Raw genomic sequence first — 18,953 nt, 5'->3', positions numbered from 1 at the left:
ACTTAGCGGCAGCGGAGCTGCCGCTCGCGATCAGGTTTCCGAAAAGTAGCTCTGCAGGGTCCGAACCTCAAGGTCCCCGCCAAGATAGGCGCGGATGCCCTGCGCGGCCGCCACGGCCCCGGAAAGAGTGGTGTAATACGGCACTTTATGCAAGAGGGCCGCGCGCCGCAGCGATCGGCTGTCGGCAAGCGCTTGCGGGCCTTCCGTGGTGTTGAAGACCAGCTGGACGTCGCCATTGGTGATGGCGTCGACGATATGCGGCCGCCCCTCCAGCACCTTGTTCACCCTCTCGGTCGGGATGCCCTCATCGGTCAGGAAGCGTGCCGTGCCCGAGGTCGCCAGCACCTTGAAGCCGAGCGAATGCAATTCGCGCACGGCCTCCGCGATACGCGTCTTGTCGCTCTCGCGCACCGAGACGAACACCGTGCCCTTGCGCGGCACCCGCGTGCCGCCGCCGAGCTGGCTCTTGGCGAATGCCACTGCGAAGGAGCGGTCGATGCCCATGACCTCGCCGGTCGAGCGCATCTCCGGACCGAGCACCGTGTCGACGCCGGGGAAGCGGGCGAACGGAAACACTGATTCCTTCACGCCGACATGCTTGAAGTCGGCCTTCTTCAGCCCGAAGTCGGCGAGCTTCTCGCCGGCCATAATGCGCGCGGCGATCTTCGCGACCGGCGTGCCGATCACTTTGGCGACGAACGGCACCGTGCGCGAGGCGCGTGGGTTGACTTCGAGCACGTAGATCTCGCCGTTCTTGATGGCGTATTGCACGTTCATCAGGCCGACGACGTCGAGGCCGAGCGCAAGCTCGCGCGTCTGCCGCTCCAGCTCCTCGATCATCCTGGCGTCGAGCGAGTGCGGCGGCAGCGAGCAGGCACTATCGCCGGAGTGGATGCCGGCTTCCTCGATGTGCTCCATGATGCCGACGATGAAGGTGTCCTTGCCGTCGCAGAGGCAATCGACGTCGATCTCGGTGGCGTCGGACAGATAGCGGTCGAACAGCAGCGGGTTCTTGCCGAGCACGGTGTTGATCTGGCCGGTCTTGTCGTTCGGGTAGCGCGCCTTGACGTCGGCCGGCACCAGCTCCGGCAACGTGCCAAGCAGGTAATCGCTAAGCTGGTTCTCCTCGCGGATGATCTGCATCGCGCGGCCGCCAAGCACATAGGACGGGCGTACCACCAGCGGCAGACCGAGGTCGCCCGCGACCAGGCGGGCCTGCTCGACCGAATAGGCGATGCCGTTCTTCGGCTGCTTCAGCCGCAGCTTGTCGAGCACGCGCTTGAAGCGGTCGCGGTCTTCGGCAAGGTCGATCGCGTCGGGCGATGTACCGAGGATCGGCACTTCGGCAGCTTCCAGCGCATGCGCGAGTTTCAGCGGGGTCTGGCCGCCGAACTGCACGATCACGCCATGCAGGGTGCCGTTGCTGCGCTCCTTCGCGATGATCTCGAGCACGTCCTCGGCGGTGAGCGGCTCGAAATAGAGCCGGTCGGCGGTGTCGTAGTCGGTTGACACCGTTTCCGGGTTGCAGTTGACCATGATGGATTCGTAGCCGGCGTCATGCAGCGCGAAGCAGGCGTGACAGCAGCAATAGTCGAACTCGATGCCCTGGCCGATGCGGTTCGGGCCGCCGCCGAGGATGATGACCTTCTTCTTGTCCGACGGCGTGCTCTCGTCAGCAGTGCTGCCTGCAAACGGCGACTCGTAGGTCGAGTACATGTAGGCGGTGGGCGAAGCGAATTCGGCCGCGCAGGTGTCGATGCGCTTGTAGACCGGCCGGACGCCGAGCGCGTGACGCTTCGCCGTGACCTCGGCCTCCGTCGTCATCGCGAGCACCGCAAGGCGTGCGTCCGAGAAACCCATGGCCTTCAGCGTGCGCATGCCGAAGGCATTGCCGGGCAGGCCGTGCTTCCTGACCTTCTCCTCCATCTCGACGATGCCGCGCATCTCGCCGAGGAACCAAGGGTCGATCTTGCAGGAGTTGAAGATGTCCTCGTTCGACCAGCCGAGCCGCATGGCTTGCGCGACCTGGAGAATGCGGTTCGGCGTCGGCGTGCCGAGCGCAGCGCGGATCGCGTTCTTGTCGTCGTCGCGACCGAGGCCTTCGATCTCGATCTCGTCGAGGCCGGTCAGCCCGGTCTCGAGCCCGCGCAGCGCCTTCTGCAGGCTCTCCTGGAAGGTGCGGCCGATCGCCATGACCTCGCCGACCGACTTCATCGACGTCGTCAGCGTGGAGGAGGCACCGGGGAATTTCTCGAAGGCGAAACGCGGGATCTTGGTCACCACGTAATCGATCGTCGGCTCGAACGAGGCCGGCGTCGCGCCGCCGGTGATATCGTTGGCGATTTCGTCGAGCGTGTAGCCAATTGCGAGCTTGGCCGCGACTTTGGCGATCGGGAAGCCGGTGGCCTTCGAGGCCAGCGCCGACGAACGCGACACGCGCGGATTCATCTCGATCACGACCATGCGGCCGTCCTCGGGATTGACGCCGAACTGCACGTTGGAGCCGCCGGTCTCGACGCCGATCTCGCGCAGCACCGCCAGCGAGGCGTCGCGCATGATCTGATATTCCTTGTCCGTCAGCGTCAGAGCCGGAGCGACCGTGATGGAGTCGCCGGTGTGCACGCCCATCGGATCGAAATTCTCGATCGAGCAGACGATGATGCAATTGTCCTTCTTGTCGCGCACCACCTCCATCTCGAACTCTTTCCAGCCGAGGACGGATTCCTCGATCAGGACTTCGTTGGTGGGGGACGCATCAAGGCCGCGCTCGATGATGTCGAGGAACTCTTCCTTGTTGTAGGCGATACCGCCGCCGGTGCCGCCCATGGTGAAGGAGGGACGGATGATCGCGGGAAGGCCGATCTCGGAGAGCGCCATCATGGCCTTGCCGAAAGCGTATTCCTGGTAGCGCTTGCGGCGGTCGCTCTCGCCGAGCGTCCATTGCCGGTCGAGCTCTTCGAGCGCTGCGCCCGACAGCTTCTCGCGTTCGGCGTGGTATTTTTCGCGGAAGGACTTCTTCAACTCGGAGGCGTTGGCGAGCCGCGATTTCGGCGTCTCGAGCCCGATCTTGGTCATGGCCTCGCGGAACAGTTGGCGATCCTCGGCCTTGTCGATGGCATCGGCCGTCGCGCCGATCATCTCGACGTCGAATTTTTCCAGCGTGCCTTGCCGGCGCAGCGACAGCGCGCAGTTCAGCGCGGTCTGTCCGCCCATGGTCGGCAGCAGCGCGAAGCCGCCGGGAACGACGTGACGTTCCTTCTCGATGATTTTTGCGACGATCTCGGGCGTGATCGGCTCGATATAGGTCGCATCGGCCAATTCCGGGTCGGTCATGATCGTGGCTGGATTGGAATTGACGAGGACGATGCGATAGCCCTCTTCCTTCAGCGTCTTCACTGCCTGCGTACCCGAATAGTCGAACTCGCAGGCCTGGCCGATCACGATGGGACCGGCGCCGATGATCAGGATGGTCGAGATGTCGGTTCGTTTAGGCATCACCGCTCGCGGGCTGGAATTCGGGCACAAAAAAAGGGCGCGCTTGCCGCGCGTCCCCTAAGCCGAGAGCGCGGGGGTCTCCCTCGCGCGCGGGTGGGTCTTAGACCAGTTTTCGGAGCGGCGAAACCCCGAAAAGTACCCCATCAACCAGCAATTTTGACGGGTTTCGGCCGCGCCTGCCAGCCGCGGGCGAGATGCACCAGAAGCGAGGCCGCAACGCTCGATCCGCCGATCCAGCCGAGGTCGTTTGGCGAGAGGGCGGCCAACACCGCTCCGCCCAGGGCTCCGCCGATGGCGAAGCCGAGATACATGGCGGAGGCGTTGAGCGAGAGCGCGATCATCGAGGCTTGCGGCTCGATCCGGATGATGCTGGCGATCTGGGCCGGATAGAATGCCCAGCCCGAGAGGCCCCAGAGGAAGATCGCGCCCAGCACCGCGTAATGGGCCTGTCCGGGCATCAGTTTCAGGACCAGCGAATGCAGGATCAGCGCGCTGGCCATGCCGGCGAGGCCGAGGGCTGCGGTCGCGAGCGCGCCGAGCCGGTCGGCCAGCATGCCGCCGAGGATGTTTCCGATCGCGGCCGCGCCGCCAAACACCAGCAGCGCAAGGCTGATTTGCGAAGCGTCGAAACCCAGGCCGCGCAGCGGGACCGCAAAATAGGTGAACACGGTGAAGCCGCCGAGCGCCCATAAAATCGTGATCACAAGCGCGATCAAGACATTGCTGTGACGCGCCACGGCCAGCCGTTCGCTGAGCGAGGCCGTGTTGCGCGGCAGGCCGCGGGGCAGGCCGAGCAGCAGGCCGGCGAGCGCCACTGCGCCGATCATGGCGACCATGGCAAAGGTCGCGCGCCAGCCGAGCAGGCTGCCGACCAGGTTGCCGAGAGGAACGCCGATGACGGTCGCAACCGTAAGACCCGAGGTGACCAGCGCCACCGCACGGCCGCGCCGTTCCGGCGAGGCGACCGCCACGGACACTGCCAGCGCCGTCGGCATGCATAGTCCTGAACCCAGTGCCATCAGCATGCGCGAGGCCAGCAGCAGGGCATAGCTGGACGCCACCATCGCCGCGAGGTTTCCGGCGATGAAGGTCGAGAGCGCGAGCGCCAGCACGGTGCGGCGGTCGATATTGTTCAGCGCCACCGCCAGGATCGGCGAACCGACGGCATAGGTGAGGGCGTAGGCGGTGACCAACTGGCCGGCGGCCGGGACCGAAATCGAGAGGTCGCTGGCGATCGCCGGCAAAAGCCCAGCAATGACAAAGCCTTCCGTGCCGATCGCGAAGGCCCCCAGGGCCAGCCAGAATACGCTCATGGGAAACAATCCTTATGTTCAATGTTTATTGAACTATCGAAGATGGCGGTCGGGGAGTCAATTGGTTCAAGAACTATTGAACATTACGGCCGCATCGCTATGATTCCCTGATCATGAGCCGCACACCTCCCCACCCCACCCGCGAACAGATCGAGCTGCCGCTGGTTCTGGATTGTCTGAGCGATCCGATCCGGTTGGCGATCGTGTATCAGCTCGCCCAGCAGGAACATGTCAGCAGCGAGCTGTGCTGCGGCGACTTCAACGGGCTCTCCGGCAAGTCGAATCTCACCTATCATTTCGCCAAGCTGCGCGATTGCGGGCTGATGCAGACCCGCGTGGCAGGCACGAACCGTTTCATGCGGCTGCGTCGCGAGGATCTCGAGGCACGCTTTCCCGGCCTGCTCGATGCCGTGCTCAAGTCAGCGGCAAAGGACGCGGACAGGCTTCAGCTTGTCGCTGAGTGTGATGCGGTTGAGACAGGGTGAGTAGCGGATACAGTCCGTCTACGCTTTCGCTGCGCTTCAGCTACGCCGGACACGCTGCGCCCCTACGGGGCTTGCGTGGCTGCGCCACGCGTAGCCCCGTAGGGGCGAAGCGTGGAGACCCGGCCTGGATTTGAACCAGGATGAAGAGCGATGCACTGCTCTCGCGTAGACGCTTCCGCCACCGGGCCGCGGCGATCATGTCCGATCGAGGTACGGCAAGCCACCTTAGGTGGTCGTTATGCTTAACGCACCCAAGGACCTTAACGGACCAGAGGCGGCCGGGCGATGAAGGTCATGCGCCAGCGGTTGTGGCCGATATTGGTGTTGGCGCGCTGGCTGGCGAAACCCGCCGCCGTCAGCTTGGCCGTGATCTCGTCCTCGCTGTAGCGCTTGAGCCCGATGCGCGCGCGCAGATGACGGTAATCTGACAGCGCGGTGCTGACCAACCCGACCAGGGCGTCCTTCAGGAAGCCGTGACGCAGGCCGAACGAGAGCAGCGCCGTTACGTCCCTGAACATGCCGACATGGGGCTGGAGGATATCGCCGAGCACGAGCTTGCCGGACGGCTTCAGGATGCGACGGACATTAATGAGCGCGGCATCGAGCTCCTCCGCCGTCATGTATTGCGCGACCGAATTCATTACGACGAGGTCGATCGATTGGTCCTGCATATTGCGGACGTCGTCGAGCGAGCGGACGCGGATCTTGGTGTTCGGCGCAAACCGCGCGATCAGCCGGCCGCGCACGCCGGGCGCGGGCTCGGCCAGGATCAACTGGCCGCAGGCGGATGCCACCTGGCTCGCCGACAGCGCCTCGCCGCAGGCATAATCCAGCACGGTCGCCTCAGGCGAGGTGATGTAGCCGATGATGTCTCGCGCGATGATCTGGAAGTGCAAGTCGCGATGCAGCTTGCTGACGTAGATCGTATGCGTCGAGTCGTAATAATCGATCCAATCGTCCATGGTATCCCGCCCAGCGGTTCCTATCGAGGAACCGCATTGCCCGCCTTGCGTTAGGGGTGCGACGGCGCGCCGTCAATGTCCGCGTCCTAACAGGAAGGTTTCCCGTGAGCAAAGCCCCCAGCAAGGTCTCACCCGATCTCGACACCCCCACCGATCTGGCGCCCCAGGCGACCAAGAAGGTCTCGGAGGCGCTCAATGTGCTTCTGGCCGACGCTTTCGCGCTGTATCTGAAGACCAAGAATTTCCACTGGCATATCAGCGGCCGGCATTTCAGGGATTATCATCTGCTGCTCGACGAGCAGTCGGACCAGATCTTTGCCACCACCGACCAGCTCGCCGAGCGCGTTCGCAAGATCGGCGGCACCACGCTGAGGTCGATCGGCCAGGTCGCAAAGCTGCAGACCATCAAGGACAATGACGAGGACTACGTCCCGCCGCGCGAAATGCTGCGCGAGCTGATGCAGGACAACAAGCATGTCGCCGCGGCAATGCGCAAGGCGCATGAGGTCTGCGACGACGCGGGCGACGTCGCCAGCGCCAGCATCCTCGAGAACTTCATCGACGAGACCGAGCGCCGCACCTGGTTCTTGTTCGAAGCCACCCGCCAGGAAGGCGGCAACGAGGCATAAGGGCACAATGCCGTAGGGTGGGCAAAGCGAAGCGTGCCCACCAGCTCTGTGCCGATAGATGGTGGGCACGGCGCGCGAGAGCGCGCCTTTGCCCACCCTACAGCACCGTGACTGTCGCTACCGCCACAGCCGCATCAATGCCCCGTGCTTGCCCGTCACCGGATCGGCCGGCGGCCGCGCCACGTTTGGAATCGTCTTCAGCGCCTTGGCGTGATTCTCCGGCGTTGCCCGCGTAATCTCCATCCGCGAGCCCGGCGGATAGGCGCCAATCACGCAGAAATCATCGCTGGCCGTGATGCACTGATGCCCCGTGCCGGCCGGCAGGACCACGACATCGCCGGCCTTGATGTCCAGCTCCTGGCCGTGATCGCCGCCGAAGCGAACACGGGCATGGCCACGCGCGACGCCGAGCACCTCGTGCACGGTCGCGTGGTAGTGCAGATAGTCGTAGACGCCGTTACGCCAGGTGCCGCCCCAATTGTTCGTTTCGAACAGGTTTTCGATGGTCTGCTCCGGCTGCTTCGGATCGAGCGTCACCGCGCCCTGGTAGACCAGAAAGGGGAGAATGTTGTTCGGCACGAGCCCGTCATCCTCGAACACGATGGCGAGCGGTTCGGCATAGTCGCGGACGACGGACATGGCTGGGCTCCGGAAGAAAACCGTACACCCTTAACCGGCGTTGCTCAGATTGCGTTCCTCTCGTGTCCCGGACGCGATGCAGCGCGAAGCGGTGCGTCGCAGAGCCGGGACCCAGAGTGCCGAGGCTATGGGCCCCGGTTCAGCAGTGCATCACGCCGCGAAAAGCGGCGCGCTGCACTGCGCCCGGGGCACGAGAGCCGCAGCGCGGCTTACGCGCTCTTGTTCTGCCGCATCAGATCGGCAAAGCGCTGGAAAAGATAGTGCGAGTCGCGCGGGCCGGGCGAGGCCTCGGGATGGTATTGCACCGAGAACACCGGCTTGCCGTCGAGCTGGATGCCGCAATTGGATCCGTCGAACAGCGAGATGTGGGTCTGCGTCGCGCCCTCCGGCAGCGTGGTCTCGTCCACCGCAAAACCGTGGTTCATCGAGGTGATCTCGACCTTGCCGGTGGTCTCGTCCTTCACAGGATGATTGGCGCCGTGATGGCCCTGATGCATCTTCTTCGTCTTCGCGCCGACGGCGAGGCCGAGCATCTGGTGACCCAGACAAATTCCGAACGTCGGCGTGCCCGACTTGATCACCTCCTTGATCACAGGCACTGCGTATTTCCCGGTCGCGGCCGGATCGCCCGGACCGTTCGACAGGAACACGCCGTCCGGCTTCATCGCCAGAATGTCTTCCGACGAGGTCGTCGCCGGCACCACCGTCACCTTGCAGCCGACGCCGGCGAGCAGGCGCAGAATGTTGCGCTTGATCCCGTAATCGATGGCGACGACGTTGAACTCGGCCTTGTCCTGGCGGCCGAAACCCTTGTCCCACAGCCAGGGCGTCTCGTCCCAGGTGAAGCGCTGGCCGGAGGTGACCATCGGCACGAGGTCCATGCCCTCGAGGCCCGGCCATTCGCGTGCTTCTTCCTTCAAGCCATGCAGATCGAACTCGCCGTCCTTGGCGTGCGCGATCACGGCGTTGGGCATGCCCTTGCCGCGGATCAGCGCGGTCAACGCGCGGGTGTCGATGCCGGAGAGGCCGATGATGCCGCGCGCCTTCAGCCAGGCGTCGAGATGCTTGGTGGCGCGGTAGTTCGAAGGGTCGGTGATCGCGGTGCGCAGGATCACGCCGCGCGCGCCGGGCGTCGCGGCCATGTTCACCGTCTCGATGTCTTCCTCGTTGGTACCGACATTGCCGATATGCGGGAAGGTGAAGGTGATGAGCTGGCCGGCATAGGAGGGATCGGTGAGGATCTCTTCATAGCCGGTCATCGCGGTGTTGAAGCAGACTTCACCGACGGCCTGGCCCTCGGCGCCGAGACCAAAGCCTTCGAGCACCGTGCCATCGGCGAGCACGAGGAGCGCGGTCGGTTTGTGGTCCGGCCAAGCGGTATCGTTGTCATGTTGTGTCATGAGCCCGCTTCATAAGGCTCCTGCGCGCGCCCGTCAAAGCGGGAAGCGGCGGATTCACATGCGTTTTTGCATATTTGACAGGTCCCCTCAGGCACTTAAGCTGGATCTGGCAATTTTGCGCCGTTTTGGCCGCCGGCGGGGAAACAATGAACCTCGCATGACAGTCCGGTATGGCCTCTTTTCCGGGAAGGGCTTAGATCAGGCGCAATAGATTGAGAGGATCACGATCATGCTGCGCGACGACATCAACAATGCGGTCAAGGAGGCCATGAAGGCCAAGGACGAGCGCAAGCTCTCCACGCTGCGCATGGTGAACTCGACTATCAAGAACGCCGATATCGAGGCGCGCGGCAACGGCAAGCCGCCGCTTTCGGACGCCGACCTGCTCGGCGTCTTTCAGAAGATGATCAAGCAGCGCCAGGAATCGGTCGAGCTCTACGACAAGGGCGGCCGCGCCGAACTCGCCGCGCAAGAGCGCGAAGAGATCGCGGTGATCTCGGCGTACTTGCCGAAGCAGATGTCGGACGACGAGGTGAAGAAGGTGATCGCGGACGCGATCACTGAGACCGGTGCCGCCGGCATGAAGGACATGGGCAAGGTGATCGCGGCGTTGCGGGCGAAGTACGCAGGCCAGATGGATTTCGGTAAAGCCAGCGGCCTGGTGAAGGCGGCGCTGACGGGCTAGTGCTGTCACCTTCTCCCGCAAGGGGAGAAGGAGCACCTTTGATGCCGCATCAGTTCGGTCTACTCTCTCCCGGCACACAAGTCGGGAGCAACCGATGACCGCCGCCATCAAACCGTTTCGCATCGCCATCAGCGACGACGTCCTCGCCGACCTCAAATCACGCCTCGTCCGCACGCGCTGGCCGGAGGCGGAGCTGGTCGATGACTGGAGCCAGGGCGCGCCGCTGAAATGGATTCAGGAGATCTGCGCCTATTGGGCTGATGGCTACGACTGGCGCGCGCGCGAAGCAAAGCTCAACCGCTTCGATCAGTTCACCACCGAGATCGACGAGCTCGACATCCACTTCCTGCATGTGCGTTCGAAAGAGCCCGCCGCGCTACCGCTGATCATCACCCATGGCTGGCCCGGCTCGATCGTCGAATTTCAGAAGGTGATCGCGCCGCTGGTCGATCCTGTCGCCCATGGCGGCAATCCCGCGGATGCGTTTCACGTGATTTGCCCCTCGCTGCCGGGTTTCGGCTTCTCGGCCAAGCCAAAGACCTCCGGCTGGGGCGTCGACCGTATCGCCGCGACCTGGGCGAAGTTGATGGACCGGCTCGGCTACGCGCGTTACGGCGCGCAAGGCGGCGACTGGGGCTCGGCGGTGACGACCTCGCTTGGCGCGCAGGACCCGGAGCATTGCGCCGGCATTCACATCACGCTTGCCTTCAACGCGGCGCCGAAGGTCGACGGCGAGCCGACGGCGGAAGAGAAGCGTGCGCTTGCGGGACTCAAGCATTATGTCGATCTCGACTCCGGCTACTCGAAGCAGCAATCGACGCGACCGCAGACGCTCGGCTATGGCCTGACGGATTCGCCGAGCGGGCAGGCCGCCTGGATCCTGGAAAAATTCTGGGCCTGGACCGATTGCGACGGCCATCCCGAAAACATTTTCGACAAGGACGAGCTGCTCGACAACGTCATGCTCTATTGGACGACCGAGACGGCGACGTCGTCCGCACGGCTCTATTGGGAAAGCTTTGGCAAGCGCCGGACGACGCCGGCCGTGAAGGTGCCAACGGGCGTGGCCGTATTCCCCAAGGAGATCATCACACCGGTGCGGCGCTGGATGGAGCCGAACTTCCCCAACATGACCCATTGGAGCGAGATGGAGAGGGGCGGGCATTTCGCCGCATTCGAGCAGCCGGAGCTGTTCGTGCGCGATGTCAGAAAATTCTTTGCGACGGTGCGCTGAGCCATGCTGACCGAAGCCGCCACCTACGACGAGCTCACTCGCAACTTCCGCTGGGACATCCCGGCGCGCTTCAACATCGCGGAGGCGTGCTGCGACCGCCACGCCGACGGCACCGGTCGTCTCGCGCTGGTCTATGTCGACGAGAACGGCGCGACCACGCGCACCTCCTTCGACGGGGTCGCCGAGGCGTCGCGCCGCTTCGCCAATGTCCTGAAGGCGGACGGGCTTACGCGCGGCGACCGCGTCGCGGTGTTCCTGTCGCAGTCGCTGGAATTGCCGATCGTGCATATGGCGGCGTTTCGCTCCGGCATGATCTCGATCCCGTTGTTCGCGCTGTTCGGCGGGGACGCGCTGGAATTCCGGCTGTCGAATTCGCAGGCCAAGGCGATCGTCACCGACGAGGGCGGCTGGGAGAAGCTCGCAAAGATCCACGATCGGCTGCCCGACCTGAAGAACGTCTATGTCGTCGGCAAGCGCGCGCCCGCAGGCACAAAATCGTTCTGGGATGCGGTGAAAGCCGCTTCGCCCGACTTCACCCGCGTCGACACCTCCGCCAATGATCCCGCGGTGATCATCTACACCTCAGGCACCACAGGCAATCCAAAGGGCGCGCTGCATGCGCACCGCGTCGTGCTAGGTCATTTGCCGAACGTCGAGATGTGCCACAACTTCCTGCCCAGGCCCGGCGATCTCATGTGGACGCCGGCGGACTGGGCCTGGATCGGCGGGCTCATCAACGGCCTGTTCGCGTTCTGGTACCACGGCATTCCCTTGGTCGGTCATCGCGCGCGAAAATTCGAGCCGCAGGCGGCGATGCAGATGATGGCCGATCTCGGCGTGCGCAACGTCTTTCTGCCGCCGACAGCGTTGAAACTGATGCGGCAGGCCGGCGTGAAACATCCGGATGTCAAGCTGCGCAGCATTTTTACCGGCGGTGAATCGCTCGGTGGCGAATTGCTCGGCTGGGTGCGCGAGACCTTTGGTGTCGACGCCCATGAGGTGTTCGGTCAGACCGAGTGCAATCTCGTGATCGGCAGCAACTCAAATCTGTTTCCGATCCGCCCGGGCTCGATGGGCAAGGCGACGCCGGGTTTTGTTGTGAGCATTGTCAACGACAAGGGCGAGGAGCTACCCACGGGGCAGCGCGGCATCATCGGTGTGCGCCAGCCATGCCCCGTGACCATGCTCGAATACTGGCGCAATCCCGAGGCGACGGCGAAGAAATATGCCGGCGAGTTTCTGCTCACAGGCGATCTCGGCGTGCAGGATGCGGACGGCTATTTCTGGTACGTCAGCCGCGAGGACGACGTCATCACCACCGCCGGCTATCGCGTCGGCCCGTCCGAGATCGAGCACACGCTGATGAAGCATCCGTCGGTGGCGATGGCCGCCGTGGTCGGCATTCCCGATCCGATCCGCACGGAATCGATCAAAGCCTGGATCGTCCTGCGCCCGGGTTTTGCTGCGGGCGATACGCTGGCACGCGAGATCCAGGAATTCGTTAAAGTGCAGCTCGCAGCCCACGAATATCCGCGCTTCGTCGAATTCGCCGAGACCCTGCCGATGACGGCGACAGGCAAGGTGCTGCGAAGGGAGTTGCGGGCGAGGGGGTAATGACCTCTCGTCATTGCCGGGCTTGATCCGGCAATCCATCGTGCTTTCGCAACACGGTGCAGCGACGCCTTGCGCGGCGCTTGACCAGATCAACATGGGGACGAAGTCGTCTGGGTCTAATACAGGAAATCTGGTGGGAGGATTTATGTCCATCTCGGGCAAGGTCGATCCGGTGGTGCGTCCTGTTGCGGCGGCCGACATCGCCGAGGCGCTGGTCGAAGGCCTGCGCGATTTCCAGGCGCTGCCGCTTTACGGGCTTTGCTTCGTGATCTGGATGTACCAGGTGCGGCTTCTGATCGCGCTGCTGCTCGGCCTGCACGCCTCGTTCTCGAGCCTGCAGGAGTTCATGACCGTCGTGCTGACGACAAACGAGGGGCTGCTGTTCCTCGCGATCGGCAACGCGGTGGGTGCCGCGCTATCGCTGATTCTGTTTTCGCTGACCGTGGTGTCGTTTCCGCTGCTGCTCGACCGCGAGGTCGATGTCGTCACGGCCATGGTGACGAGCGTGCGTGCGGTGGTGACGAGCCCGCTGCCGATGATCGGCTTGGCGGCGGTGATCGTGATGCTGCTGATTGTCTCAGCGCTGCCGTATTTCCTGGGACTGGTGGTGACGCTGCCCGTGCTCGGGCATACGACGTGGCATCTCTATCGGCGGCTGGTGGTGCCGGTGTCGTAACAGACAGGCGCTCGTCGTGCGCTTGCGGAGTTTCGCCTTGCCCTTGCCGACCTCGGTCAACGACGCAAATTCATCGGCGCCGAGCGCAGCGACGCTCTTTCATCAGGCAACCTCGTCGGTCCATACCTTGAAATTGAGCAGGGTATTCGGACCGAAGGTCTGGGTAATCGCGACGTCTGCGGCATCACGTCCGTGCGCGATCAGCACGCGGCCGATCCGCGGGGTGTTGTTGCGCGGATCGAACATGTGCCAGCTTCCACCGATAAAAGCCTCGAACCAGCCGGCGAAATCTCCTGCTGCCCACGGCCGCGGCGTGCCGATATCGCTGAGGTAGCCGGTGCAGTAACGCGCCGGGATGTTCATGCAGCGGCAGAATGTAATGGCGAGATGGGCATAGTCTCGGCACACACCCTTGCCTTCGTCGTAGGCTTCACGGGCCGTCTTGGTCGCGCGCGCGTGCTGATAGCCGAAGGTGATGTGGCTATGAACAAAATCGCAGATGGCCTGGACCCGCGCCCAGCCCGGCGGCGTCTTCTCGAATAATTTCCATGCGATATCCGACAGGCGATCGGTCTCGCAGTAGCGACTGCCGAGCAGATAGACCAGCGTGTCGGCGGGCAGCGCTTCGACGGCGTGCTGAATCGCGTTCGGAAACACCGGGTCAGGCAGGCCGTTGTCGCGAACGACGCCATCGCCGGCGAGGCGGAAGGCGCCGGCCGGCGCCACGATGCGGCTGCACCAATTGCCGAAAAGATCACGATAGGGATTGATCGCCACCGAGGGGCTGGTGGTCAGCAGGTCGGGCACGATGACATCGGAGGCGCGCGTAAAGTGCGTGCCCAACACCGTGATTATTGGCGTTGGCTGCGGGAATTCGTACAGCATCTCGAACCCGACGCGGAGCTTCATACGAAGTTTTTCCCTTGGCGGAGCTCCCAACATGGCTACGAAGCGGTCGAACACAAGGCTTTAACGCCCTTATTCGATCGAGAGCGGCATTTGGCGCTTCAAAAGCACCGCTCGCATGAGAAAACGATAGCTAAATGCAGCGATTGCGCGCACGGTGCGCGAATGTCGGAAAGATCGGTCGTCTCTGCGCACACGCGGCGCCACGATTATGCGCGCGTGACGTGAAACGGCTCATTTCTCGCACCGGCGGAGCCGGCTCATCACAACGTCGTCGCGGCGATCGTTGCGGATCTTGCCCGTTCCCGCGGGTGAGCCGGACGCGGCAGGCTCGTGCCGCGGATGATGCCTGACATATTTCACCGCAGCTCGATCTGAGATCGAACGCCAACCGAAAGCACCTGATGCAAACTCTTTCCCCACGGCACGTCAAGATGGACGAAGCGCTCCGGCTCGGCGTCGAGTCTGGCTGGTACGCGATCAAGGTCAGCGGAACCTTTGTCTCGGGCCCGCACGACTCGGAAGGCGATTGCCGTCGCAAGATCGACGAGATTCAACCGCCGCCGCCGAAGAAGAAGCGATGAGGGCGCAGATTCCGACCGCTACGGCGTCTTGATCCCCATCGCCTTCAGCGCTTCCAGCATCTTCACCGGCGGCGACATCTTGATCTGCGGCGCCTTGCCCGTCTCGAGCAGGCTCTTCAATCCCGACAGGATTGCGGGCCAGCCGGTGCGGCCGCCGGAAAGAATGTCGTCGCTGAGTTCGCGGTCGTGGCGTTCGCTCATGGTCAGACGAACGGCTTCACCGGCTTGCTCGATCTCGTAGGTGACGAGCGTGGTGCCGAGCTTTGCGACGAGGTCGGGCCAGTTGACGTTCCACGTCACCGTCAGCTTCCTCGGCGGATCGTATTCGAACACTTCGCCGGAGATGTGCTCCGAACCATCGGGCGCACGCACGATGAAGCTGCCGCCGAGCTTCGGCTGCATCTCCACCGCAAAGCCGGAAAAATACTTTCGGCTGAACTCGGCCGAGGTCAGCGCTTCCCACACCTTCTCCGGCGTCGAGCCGATGTAGATGGTGTAGACCGTCAGCGGCTTGAACTGGTCGAGGTTCATTTTTCATCAAATCCCTTGTTGAGGGCCGCGCGTGTGATGTTGAGCAGCTTGCCGGTCTCCAACAGGCTCTTGAGCTGGGACAGGATCGCGGGCCATCCGTTGGAGACGGCGCCGAGATATTTGCCGCCCTCGACGAAGCCGTCATGCAGCACGGTCAAACGCACGACCGGGCCGAAGGGTTCGAGCGTAAAGACAACGCGCGAGATCGGCTCATGGCGCAGCTCTTCATATTTGTGGTGCTTGAAGCTGTAGGACAGGCGCCGCGGCGGATCGGCCTCGAGGATTTCACCGGAATCCGTGACCTCGCCGTCCAGCGAAAGCGCAAAGGGCGCGCCGACTTTCCAGTCGGAACGAACCTCGGCGCCGAACCAGTATTGCCTGGTGAATTCGCTCGATGTGAGTGCCTGCCACAGCTTTTCCGGCGTGGTCTCGATGTAGGTGACGTAGACGAATTGCGGCTTACTCATCACGTTTCTCCAACTGGCGTTTCAACTCGCTGAGTGCGGCGAGCTTGCCGCGCTCGAATTTCCTGATCCAGCGCTCGCCGATCTGGTGGATCGGCACCGGGTTGAGATAGTGCAGCTTCTCGCGGCCATGCTTGATGGCCGTGACCAGATTGGCCTCTTCCAGAATGACCAGGTGTTTTGTCACCGCCTGGCGCGTCATCTCCAGGCCTTCGCAAAGCTCGTTCAACGTCTGGCCGTTCCTGGCGTGAAGCCTATCCAGCAGCGACCGTCGCGATGCATCGGCGAGCGCTTTGAAGACCTCATCCATGGTGGCGATAATAGGCAACCAAATGGTTGCATGTCAAGATGATATCTTTGGCGCGTGCAAATGGCTGTGCTAGCCTTGCCTCTCAGCCAACGCAGATTGGTTCCGGGAGGACTTTATATCCGCGCCAAGCGCGGCTTCTGCAATTGCGACAGCGGCGTCGCCGATGACGACGAGGTCGATCGTGTTGCCGATATCGATCTGATCACCCTGCGCTTTACGGCGACCGCGCCGGGTGAACTGGTACATGTCGGCGAGATGCACGGTCGTGCGCGCCGCTACGATCTCGCTATATATGACGGTGCCAGCCACGCCGCGGTCGGCGTTGCCGTCTCACGGCGCTGCGATCTCTTCGTTGCGGCGGCGCAGGGGCGGGGCGACGCCAACGCGATGCAGCATGCGGCGCTCGCATTCCTGGAGACGCAAGAGATGCAAACGTGGGTGACGGCGGCGCTGGACGGGAAGTAAGTGCCATGCATTAATACCAGCAAACGCCCCGAGCCTGAGTCCCCATCATGATGTCCATGCAAGCCTATCTCGCCTTCGTCGCCGCCTGCATTGCGCTCGCGCTGCTGCCGGGGCCGATCGTCACCCTCGTCATCGCCAACGGCCTGCGCCACGGCACGCGCGCGGCGCTGACCAACATTCTCGGCGTGCAGGTTGGGCTGTTGATCGTGATTGGCATCCTTGCGGTGGGCCTCACCTCGCTCATGGCGACGATGGGCTATTGGTTCAACTGGGTGCGCTTTGCGGGCGCGGCCTATCTGGTCTGGCTCGGCATCAAGCTGATCCGCTCTCCGGTTGAGGGCGTCGACACCGACGCGCCACCGCCGCCCCCTCGCGGTGGCTTCCTGTTGCAGGGCTTTGTCGTGGCATTGTCGAACCCGAAGCTGCTGGTGTTCTTCGGCGCGTTCATTCCGCAATTCATGGACATGAGCAAGGATCACCTGTCGCAGGTCCTGGTGCTCGGAATCACCTTCATGGTGCTCGCCGGCTTGACGGACGGGATCTACGCGCTGCTTGCCGGTCAGGCCCGCAGCTTTTTCTCGGCCCGCCGCACCCGCATGATGTCGCGCGTGTCCGGCGGCTTCATGATCGGCGGCGGCATTTGGCTGGCGCTGACCCGGGCCAAATGAGCTGACAGCCCGGTTGAACCTTCATCACGGGTGGTGCGTCCAAGGGACCAGCCGCTCGGCCCGCAGCTCCATCTCGATCTCCGCAAAAATCCGCGCCAGCCGCCCCGCCCATTGCTGCTGGCCGGATTGATCTGCGATCAGATCCTGGCGGATCTCGATGCCGGTGTTGACGAGGCCGCGGGCCTCGCCGTGCACGGGGATGGTGTAGTCGCTGAGATCGCTCACCGCATAGGGCTCGTTGTCGCCGACAACAAGATCGCCCTCGGCGCGCAGATGTTTCAGCAGCAGCTGCGGCAGCACGGTGTCGCGGTTGTAGAGCGCGCCGATGTGCCAGGGCCGCGCGACGCCGGCATAAACAGGCGTAAAGCTGTGCAGCGACACCAGCACCGTCGGCCGCTTCGCGTGGATCCGGCTGTCGATCGCTGCGTCGATGCGGTGATGATAAGGCTCAAAGATCTCGCGCCGCCTTGCTGCGCGCTCGCCTTCCGAAATACCCTCGTTGCGCGGGATCGTGGTCGCCTCTGAGATCACGGGGATCGAGCTCGCCACGCCTGGTGAGCGGTTGCAGTCGATCACGAGCCGCGAATATCGCTGTGCGATCAGATGGGCATCCAGCATCTCCGCCAGCCGCTCGGCAACACCGGCGATGCCGATGTCCCAGGCGATGTGCCTGACAAGCTCGCTCTCCGAGACGCCGAGATCGCCGAGCGAACGCGGCAGGATGCGGCCGTAATGGTCCGATGTGAGCAGGAAAGGTGATGTGCCCTCTGCATTCACCTCATGCACTGGCGGAATATCGCCTCGGCCCAGGAGTTGATCCGTCGCCTCAGCTGTGTCTAAAGCCATCCTGATTGCCTATGGAAAAAGCAGTCGCCCCCGAAATTAGGCAAAGAATCGTTAACAATGGGTCTGCCCAAAATCACCATGATCTCCCGACGATGCCGCTACTGACGATTCATCACAAGACCGAATATCGCTACAATCGTCCGGTGGCCTTCGGCGAACACAGGTTCATGCTGCGTCCAAGCGACGGTCATGATCTGCGCGTGCTCGACTCCAAGCTCAAGATCTCGCCCGAGCCGATGTCGCTGCGCTGGATCCACGACGTGTTCGGCAACTCGGTCGCAATCGCCGATTTCGATGCGCGCGCTGATAGCCTGATCTTCGACTGGCGCGTCACCGTCGAGCACAATCCGGTGGAAGACTTCGCGCTGACGCCGGACGATCCCGCTTACTTCTTTCCCTTCGCCTATGACGATGCGGAATTGCCCGATCTCGTGCAGTACATCACGCCACAATATCCCGATCCCGACGGAAAGATCGCGGAATGGGTGCGCAGCTTTCTCGACGGTGACGCACCGTCGCCGACCTTCAAGATCTTGAGTCGCATCACACACGCCATCCGCAAGCAGTTTAGATATCGCAGGCGTCATGAGGCGGGCACGCAGCGCCCGTTCGATACGTTGCAATGGGGCACAGGTACCTGCCGCGACTACGCGCTGTTCATGATCGAGGCGCTGCGCCGGCTCGGCATCGCCGCGCGCTTCGTTTCCGGCTACATCTTCGTGCCCGAAGACATCGCGCAACACCATGTCGGCGGCGGCTCGACGCATGCCTGGGTGCAGGTCTATTTGCCGAGCGCGGGCTGGATCGAGTTCGATCCGACCAACGGCATCGTCGGCACCCGCGATCTCATCCGCGTCGCGGTAGCCCGCGACCCGCGCCAGGCGATCCCACTGCACGGCATCTATATCGGCACCCAGGACGCCTTCGACGTCATGGAGGTGAGCATCAGGGTGGTCTCGGACGAGGAGCGCAGCGGCGGGGAGCTGGAAGCGGAGGTTTTGTGAATCTGCCGCGATTTGCACGCTGCTGATTGACCGCTATAGAAGG

At 63.3% G+C, this 18,953-nt stretch carries 20 protein-coding genes; 10 read left to right on the top strand and 10 right to left on the bottom strand.

Features of this window, described 5'->3' with window-relative positions:
* Positions 1 to 30: 30 nt before the first annotated feature.
* Both carB and ACP2YP_RS32370 read right to left on the bottom strand, forming a co-directional pair.
* A complete protein-coding gene (gene carB, locus ACP2YP_RS32375) occupies positions 31 to 3,495 on the bottom strand; it encodes a carbamoyl-phosphate synthase large subunit (protein ID WP_426420261.1) in 3,465 nt (1,154 codons plus the stop codon).
* Positions 3,496 to 3,638: 143 nt separating this feature from the next.
* Positions 3,639 to 4,808 (bottom strand): MFS transporter, encoded by a 1,170-nt coding sequence (locus ACP2YP_RS32370; protein WP_426420260.1) that lies wholly within the window; start codon positions 4,806 to 4,808, stop codon positions 3,639 to 3,641.
* A 113-nt stretch (positions 4,809 to 4,921) separates the two neighbouring features.
* Here ACP2YP_RS32370 and ACP2YP_RS32365 point away from each other — a divergent pair, with 113 nt between their 5' ends.
* Positions 4,922 to 5,293, top strand: a complete 372-nt coding sequence (locus tag ACP2YP_RS32365) for an ArsR/SmtB family transcription factor (RefSeq protein ID WP_426420259.1) — start codon at positions 4,922 to 4,924, stop codon at positions 5,291 to 5,293.
* 260 nt (positions 5,294 to 5,553) lie between these two features.
* Here ACP2YP_RS32365 and ACP2YP_RS32360 read toward each other — a convergent pair whose 3' ends face one another.
* On the bottom strand, positions 5,554 to 6,255 hold the full coding sequence (locus tag ACP2YP_RS32360) for a class I SAM-dependent methyltransferase (protein ID WP_426420258.1): 702 nt from the start codon (positions 6,253 to 6,255) through the stop codon (positions 5,554 to 5,556).
* A gap of 104 nt (positions 6,256 to 6,359) precedes the next feature.
* Between ACP2YP_RS32360 and ACP2YP_RS32355 the strand changes: the two genes are divergently transcribed.
* Complete coding sequence (locus ACP2YP_RS32355; RefSeq protein ID WP_426420257.1) at positions 6,360 to 6,884, top strand: Dps family protein; 525 nt, start codon at positions 6,360 to 6,362, stop codon at positions 6,882 to 6,884.
* 117 nt (positions 6,885 to 7,001) lie between these two features.
* Here ACP2YP_RS32355 and ACP2YP_RS32350 read toward each other — a convergent pair whose 3' ends face one another.
* Positions 7,002 to 7,523 carry a cupin domain-containing protein gene (locus ACP2YP_RS32350; protein ID WP_426420256.1) on the bottom strand — a complete coding sequence of 174 codons (522 nt, stop codon included), beginning with the start codon at positions 7,521 to 7,523 and terminating at the stop codon, positions 7,002 to 7,004.
* Positions 7,524 to 7,732: 209 nt separating this feature from the next.
* Positions 7,733 to 8,923 carry a glutamine-hydrolyzing carbamoyl-phosphate synthase small subunit gene (gene carA / locus ACP2YP_RS32345; protein ID WP_426420255.1) on the bottom strand — a complete coding sequence of 397 codons (1,191 nt, stop codon included), beginning with the start codon at positions 8,921 to 8,923 and terminating at the stop codon, positions 7,733 to 7,735.
* A gap of 229 nt (positions 8,924 to 9,152) precedes the next feature.
* Here carA and ACP2YP_RS32340 point away from each other — a divergent pair, with 229 nt between their 5' ends.
* From ACP2YP_RS32340 to ACP2YP_RS32325, 4 genes are all read left to right on the top strand, one after another.
* Positions 9,153 to 9,608, top strand: coding sequence for a GatB/YqeY domain-containing protein (locus ACP2YP_RS32340; protein WP_426420254.1), 456 nt, complete (start codon positions 9,153 to 9,155; stop codon positions 9,606 to 9,608).
* Positions 9,609 to 9,702: 94 nt separating this feature from the next.
* Positions 9,703 to 10,842 carry an epoxide hydrolase family protein gene (locus ACP2YP_RS32335; protein WP_426420253.1) on the top strand — a complete coding sequence of 380 codons (1,140 nt, stop codon included), beginning with the start codon at positions 9,703 to 9,705 and terminating at the stop codon, positions 10,840 to 10,842.
* Between the two features lie 3 nt (positions 10,843 to 10,845).
* The gene (locus ACP2YP_RS32330) at positions 10,846 to 12,456 is read left to right on the top strand and encodes an acyl-CoA synthetase (RefSeq protein WP_426420252.1); all 1,611 of its coding nucleotides are present in this window, start codon (positions 10,846 to 10,848) and stop codon (positions 12,454 to 12,456) included.
* A 145-nt stretch (positions 12,457 to 12,601) separates the two neighbouring features.
* A complete protein-coding gene (locus ACP2YP_RS32325) occupies positions 12,602 to 13,132 on the top strand; it encodes a DUF2189 domain-containing protein (RefSeq protein ID WP_426420251.1) in 531 nt (176 codons plus the stop codon).
* 102 nt (positions 13,133 to 13,234) lie between these two features.
* Here ACP2YP_RS32325 and ACP2YP_RS32320 read toward each other — a convergent pair whose 3' ends face one another.
* Positions 13,235 to 14,041 carry a transglutaminase-like domain-containing protein gene (locus ACP2YP_RS32320; RefSeq protein ID WP_426420250.1) on the bottom strand — a complete coding sequence of 269 codons (807 nt, stop codon included), beginning with the start codon at positions 14,039 to 14,041 and terminating at the stop codon, positions 13,235 to 13,237.
* Between the two features lie 401 nt (positions 14,042 to 14,442).
* Between ACP2YP_RS32320 and ACP2YP_RS32315 the strand changes: the two genes are divergently transcribed.
* Complete coding sequence (locus ACP2YP_RS32315; RefSeq protein ID WP_426420249.1) at positions 14,443 to 14,622, top strand: hypothetical protein; 180 nt, start codon at positions 14,443 to 14,445, stop codon at positions 14,620 to 14,622.
* An 18-nt stretch (positions 14,623 to 14,640) separates the two neighbouring features.
* Here ACP2YP_RS32315 and ACP2YP_RS32310 read toward each other — a convergent pair whose 3' ends face one another.
* From ACP2YP_RS32310 to ACP2YP_RS32300, 3 genes are read right to left on the bottom strand one after another with little or no spacing between them, the layout of a single operon-like run.
* Positions 14,641 to 15,153, bottom strand: a complete 513-nt coding sequence (locus tag ACP2YP_RS32310; RefSeq protein WP_426420248.1) for an SRPBCC family protein — start codon at positions 15,151 to 15,153, stop codon at positions 14,641 to 14,643.
* Positions 15,150 to 15,620: an SRPBCC family protein gene (locus ACP2YP_RS32305; protein ID WP_426420247.1), complete on the bottom strand. Its 471-nt coding sequence runs from the start codon at positions 15,618 to 15,620 to the stop codon at positions 15,150 to 15,152. The genes ACP2YP_RS32310 and ACP2YP_RS32305 overlap by 4 nt, the downstream gene beginning before the upstream one ends.
* Positions 15,613 to 15,927, bottom strand: coding sequence for an ArsR/SmtB family transcription factor (locus ACP2YP_RS32300; protein ID WP_426426331.1), 315 nt, complete (start codon positions 15,925 to 15,927; stop codon positions 15,613 to 15,615). Before ACP2YP_RS32300 ends, ACP2YP_RS32305 begins: the two co-directional genes overlap by 8 nt.
* A 60-nt stretch (positions 15,928 to 15,987) precedes the next feature.
* Here ACP2YP_RS32300 and ACP2YP_RS32295 point away from each other — a divergent pair, with 60 nt between their 5' ends.
* Positions 15,988 to 16,392 (top strand): hypothetical protein, encoded by a 405-nt coding sequence (locus ACP2YP_RS32295; protein ID WP_426420246.1) that lies wholly within the window; start codon positions 15,988 to 15,990, stop codon positions 16,390 to 16,392.
* Between the two features lie 50 nt (positions 16,393 to 16,442).
* Positions 16,443 to 17,060 (top strand): LysE family translocator, encoded by a 618-nt coding sequence (locus ACP2YP_RS32290; protein WP_200474315.1) that lies wholly within the window; start codon positions 16,443 to 16,445, stop codon positions 17,058 to 17,060.
* A gap of 24 nt (positions 17,061 to 17,084) precedes the next feature.
* Here the strand turns inward: ACP2YP_RS32290 and ACP2YP_RS32285 are convergent, their stop codons facing one another.
* Positions 17,085 to 17,906, bottom strand: coding sequence for an N-formylglutamate amidohydrolase (locus ACP2YP_RS32285; RefSeq protein WP_426420245.1), 822 nt, complete (start codon positions 17,904 to 17,906; stop codon positions 17,085 to 17,087).
* A 92-nt stretch (positions 17,907 to 17,998) separates the two neighbouring features.
* On the opposite strand from ACP2YP_RS32285, the gene ACP2YP_RS32280 reads away from it, so the two are divergent.
* On the top strand, positions 17,999 to 18,910 hold the full coding sequence (locus ACP2YP_RS32280) for a transglutaminase family protein (protein ID WP_426420244.1): 912 nt from the start codon (positions 17,999 to 18,001) through the stop codon (positions 18,908 to 18,910).
* Positions 18,911 to 18,953 lie beyond the last annotated feature (43 nt).

It is taken from the genome of Bradyrhizobium genosp. A (assembly GCF_049949275.1).
GTDB lineage: Bacteria > Pseudomonadota > Alphaproteobacteria > Rhizobiales > Xanthobacteraceae > Bradyrhizobium.
Note: the sequence above shows the minus strand (reverse complement) of the source record. Positions and strands in the feature narration are given on the sequence as shown.

What these genes read in the sequence shown, in the direction of transcription:
- carB (WP_426420261.1), bottom strand. Translation starts at nt 3,495, where the DNA reads ATGCCTAAACGAACCGACATCTCGACCATCCTGATCATCGGCGCCGGT.
- ACP2YP_RS32370 (WP_426420260.1), bottom strand. Translation starts at nt 4,808, where the DNA reads ATGAGCGTATTCTGGCTGGCCCTGGGGGCCTTCGCGATCGGCACGGAA.
- ACP2YP_RS32365 (WP_426420259.1), top strand. Translation starts at nt 4,922, where the DNA reads ATGAGCCGCACACCTCCCCACCCCACCCGCGAACAGATCGAGCTGCCG.
- ACP2YP_RS32360 (WP_426420258.1), bottom strand. Translation starts at nt 6,255, where the DNA reads ATGGACGATTGGATCGATTATTACGACTCGACGCATACGATCTACGTC.
- ACP2YP_RS32350 (WP_426420256.1), bottom strand. Translation starts at nt 7,523, where the DNA reads ATGTCCGTCGTCCGCGACTATGCCGAACCGCTCGCCATCGTGTTCGAG.
- carA (WP_426420255.1), bottom strand. Translation starts at nt 8,923, where the DNA reads ATGACACAACATGACAACGATACCGCTTGGCCGGACCACAAACCGACC.
- ACP2YP_RS32340 (WP_426420254.1), top strand. Translation starts at nt 9,153, where the DNA reads ATGCTGCGCGACGACATCAACAATGCGGTCAAGGAGGCCATGAAGGCC.
- ACP2YP_RS32335 (WP_426420253.1), top strand. Translation starts at nt 9,703, where the DNA reads ATGACCGCCGCCATCAAACCGTTTCGCATCGCCATCAGCGACGACGTC.
- ACP2YP_RS32330 (WP_426420252.1), top strand. Translation starts at nt 10,846, where the DNA reads ATGCTGACCGAAGCCGCCACCTACGACGAGCTCACTCGCAACTTCCGC.
- ACP2YP_RS32325 (WP_426420251.1), top strand. Translation starts at nt 12,602, where the DNA reads ATGTCCATCTCGGGCAAGGTCGATCCGGTGGTGCGTCCTGTTGCGGCG.
- ACP2YP_RS32320 (WP_426420250.1), bottom strand. Translation starts at nt 14,041, where the DNA reads ATGAAGCTCCGCGTCGGGTTCGAGATGCTGTACGAATTCCCGCAGCCA.
- ACP2YP_RS32315 (WP_426420249.1), top strand. Translation starts at nt 14,443, where the DNA reads ATGCAAACTCTTTCCCCACGGCACGTCAAGATGGACGAAGCGCTCCGG.
- ACP2YP_RS32310 (WP_426420248.1), bottom strand. Translation starts at nt 15,153, where the DNA reads ATGAACCTCGACCAGTTCAAGCCGCTGACGGTCTACACCATCTACATC.
- ACP2YP_RS32305 (WP_426420247.1), bottom strand. Translation starts at nt 15,620, where the DNA reads ATGAGTAAGCCGCAATTCGTCTACGTCACCTACATCGAGACCACGCCG.
- ACP2YP_RS32300 (WP_426426331.1), bottom strand. Translation starts at nt 15,927, where the DNA reads ATGGATGAGGTCTTCAAAGCGCTCGCCGATGCATCGCGACGGTCGCTG.
- ACP2YP_RS32295 (WP_426420246.1), top strand. Translation starts at nt 15,988, where the DNA reads ATGGCTGTGCTAGCCTTGCCTCTCAGCCAACGCAGATTGGTTCCGGGA.
- ACP2YP_RS32290 (WP_200474315.1), top strand. Translation starts at nt 16,443, where the DNA reads ATGTCCATGCAAGCCTATCTCGCCTTCGTCGCCGCCTGCATTGCGCTC.
- ACP2YP_RS32285 (WP_426420245.1), bottom strand. Translation starts at nt 17,906, where the DNA reads ATGGCTTTAGACACAGCTGAGGCGACGGATCAACTCCTGGGCCGAGGC.
- ACP2YP_RS32280 (WP_426420244.1), top strand. Translation starts at nt 17,999, where the DNA reads ATGCCGCTACTGACGATTCATCACAAGACCGAATATCGCTACAATCGT.